Raw genomic sequence first — 3,121 nt, 5'->3', positions numbered from 1 at the left:
TGGTCCCGCTGACATTGCGGCCGGTGTGCATGCGGTTCGAGGCGGCGGCGTGCTCGTCGATGACATCGTGATTCACCGTCCGCATCGCCGTGATGTGCTCCATCATCTTCGCGCAGCGCGAGAGATGCTCGGTGACTTTCACACCCGGCACCGAGGTCTCGATGCTCGGATAGTAGCTGCCGGGTTTCTTCGCCTTGGCATCGCCGAGCCCCTTCGGGTCCCACGTATCCACCTGCGCGGCACCGCCACCGAGCCAGATGTGAATGCAGTGCTCCGCCTTCCCCATGGGAAAGTGCGCGACATGCGCGGCCTCCTTGGCCAGCAAGGCGAGGTCGGCATTCGCGGCGACACCGGCCGCACCGGCGAGTTTCAAAAGAGAACGTCTTTTCATGAGGAAATCGGTGTTGGAATGGAATCAGGGCAGATGGACAAACTCGGGCGAATTGATCGTGGCCCAGACCATGTCTTCGAGCCGCTCGCGCCAGTCGGCACGCAGCGCCGTGGTCGGCGGATCGCCTTCACGGGCGCGTTTTTCCATCTCGATCTTGATGCTGTTGGCACCGGCGGAGAGATGGTTCGACCACGCGACATACTTCAGCGGTGGAAGCTGCACGGGCGGCGGACGCTGGTCCTCCGGAATGATGCGTTCCTTGAATCCTGGGCTCAGATACTCGGTGAAGGTCGCACGTTCTTCGTTGGTGGGATGTCGCGTGAGCAGGCGCAGGAAGATCTGGTCGATGAGCTCGCCCGCGCTCAACTTCGGCTGCAGTGCGAGCGCAGTGATGCCGCTGTTTTCGCTCAGCGTGCTGACCCAGCGCCCCAGCGAGCCGTTCGCCAGGATCGCGGGCTGGCGCACGTTGGCCGCCGTCTCGCGCACGCTCTTCGGTTCCTGACGCGACGCACGCCAGCCGAAGTTCTCCAGCACGTCGACGATCGACTGCGCCTTCGGAATCGCGAGACTCGGACGGTCGCGCTCATTCGAAAGCGAGGTGAACTCCCATGCGCGGCGCGGATGCCCGAGGCTGATCATCGCGCTCTGCGACTGCGTGCCGTCGTTGTCCATCGTCAGTTCTTCGGAGTCGAGATCCTTGCCCACGGCGGCGAAGAGCGAATCCACGATCTGCTCTGCCGTCATGCGCCGCTGCACTGGCGCAGCGAAATCCGGCGCCACACCGGGCTCGGCGGGCCGCGCCTGACGCTGGTAGGCTTCGGAGTTCAGAATGAGGCGCTGCAGATGCTTCATGTCGTAGCTGTTGGCCACGAGTTCGCGTGCGAGCCACGCCAGCAGTTCGGGATGTGCGGGCTTCGACGACTCCCAGTCGTCCACCGGCTCCACAAACCCGCGTCCGATGAGCTGCTTCCAGATGCGATTGACGATCACCTGGGCAAAGCGCGTGTTCTCCGGCGCGGTGATGAGCGCTGCGAGCTGCTCGCGGCTGTCTCCGGTTTTGCTCACTGGCGCGGCCTTGTCACCCGGCAGAATCTTTTTGGCAAACAACTGCGGCCACGTGGGCTCGATCACGGCGCCGGGTTTCAGCGTGATTTGAATCAGCGGCTTGCGTCCGGCGAAGGTGCTCATGGGCACCGACGACGTCGCGGGCAGCGTCAACGGCTTGCGATTGAGCATGGCTGCCATCTCAAAAAGATCGCGCTGCTTGGACTGATGATAAGGCGAGTCATGGCAGCGCGCGCAGGTCATCTCCTGACCCAGGAAGGCGGTGCTGAGGATGTGCGCCTTCGCGGCCATGGGCACGTCGTTTTGCGCCGCCATGCCAAATCCGGCCGGCGCTCCGGCGAGCACGTCGCCCTCCATCATGATCAGTTCGGTGACGAAGCGATCCATCGGCAGGTTGTCGCTCAGCGCCTCGTGAATCCAGAAGCGGAAGGGGCCGGAGTTGTTCAGGCTCGGCTTGAGGATATTTGGATTCTCCGCGAGCACGTCCTGCCAGTAGGCCGTCCAGTGATCGGCATAACGCGGATCATCGAGCAGACGGTCGATGGTCTTCGAGCGCCGGTCCGGCGAGTCCTCGGCGAGAAACGCTTCAATCTCCTTCGCACTTGGCACCACGCCCACGGTGTCGAGCGTGACGCGGCGCAGGAACTCGAGATCCTCGGTCAGACGCGCCGGTTCGATCTTGCGACCCGCGCTCGCAAACGACGCGCCCTGCTTGATCCAGTCGGCGAGCAACTGACGGTCGGCTTTGGAAAGCGGATCGCCCTTCGGCGGCATGATGTCTTCACCTGCATCCGGATGAATCATGCTGATGAGACGGCTCTCCGCAGGTTTGCCGGGAACGATGGCGGGATCGCCGGACTCACCGCCTTCCATCGCCGCTTCGAGCGTGTTGAGTCGCAGACCGCCCTTCGCCTTTTCCTCATGACAGCGGAAGCAGTTCTCGGCGAGGATCGGTTTGATCTGCTTCGCGAAATCGATGCCGCCTGCGACCTGCTCTCCCGCAGCGTTGGATTTGGCCCACGACGCGGCAAGGATCGCATCGATGCCCGATTGCGGCGTGGCGGCGACTGTGGCGCGTGCCTTCTCATGGCGCGCCGTCCAATAGGCGTCCTGTTTCGCACGCAGGCTCCGGCGCTTCTGCTGATCGAGCGTGGCGTAGTAGGCAAGACGCTCCTTGCGATACGAAGCCCAGCCGTCGTCGGTGAGCGGAACAACGCGCGTGGACGGCGTGAGCAGAATCTGCTGACCGTCGGCGCGGCGGACGCTCAGGCTGGTTTCGCCAAGCGTGGTGCGCACGCGGCCATTGCCAGCGATCATTTCAAACACCAACGCATGCGCCTTGCCATCGCCCTGCACCGGCACGCGCAGTTCGCGATCGCCCGGCCCGAGAAGACGCAGCGCGGGACCGCTTGACTCCGCCTTCTCGTATTCCACTTCGTTGTGCGCTCCGCCGCCCGTGTGACCAAAGGCGATCTCGCCAATGACCTTCCCGTCCATCCAGAGCCGGCCCTGACCACGCACGCGCATGAGGATTTCCTGTTTGCCCTCGGGCAGTGTGATGTTGGCCATCGCCCGCAGCAGGTAGGGATTGCTGCGCTCGGCACGCACGCCGCTGTCCGTGTATTTCTGCGCGATCTGGAAGAAGCCGAAAACGTCTTCTTCATA

2 protein-coding genes are annotated in these 3,121 nt (G+C 63.6%); both read right to left on the bottom strand.

All coding sequences use genetic code 11. The annotated features are described in order from the left end of the window. On the bottom strand, positions 1-286 hold a 286-nt coding region (locus tag KDL09_RS19810), incomplete at its 3' end, for a DUF1501 domain-containing protein (RefSeq protein WP_345781101.1). Positions 287-415: 129 nt separating this feature from the next. Continuing rightward, a partial coding sequence (locus tag KDL09_RS19805; protein WP_294389022.1) for a DUF1553 domain-containing protein occupies positions 416-3,121 on the bottom strand: 2,706 nt, incomplete at its 5' end.

This window comes from Prosthecobacter sp., assembly GCF_020439865.1.
GTDB lineage: Bacteria > Verrucomicrobiota > Verrucomicrobiia > Verrucomicrobiales > Verrucomicrobiaceae > Prosthecobacter.
Note: the sequence above shows the minus strand (reverse complement) of the source record. Positions and strands in the feature narration are given on the sequence as shown.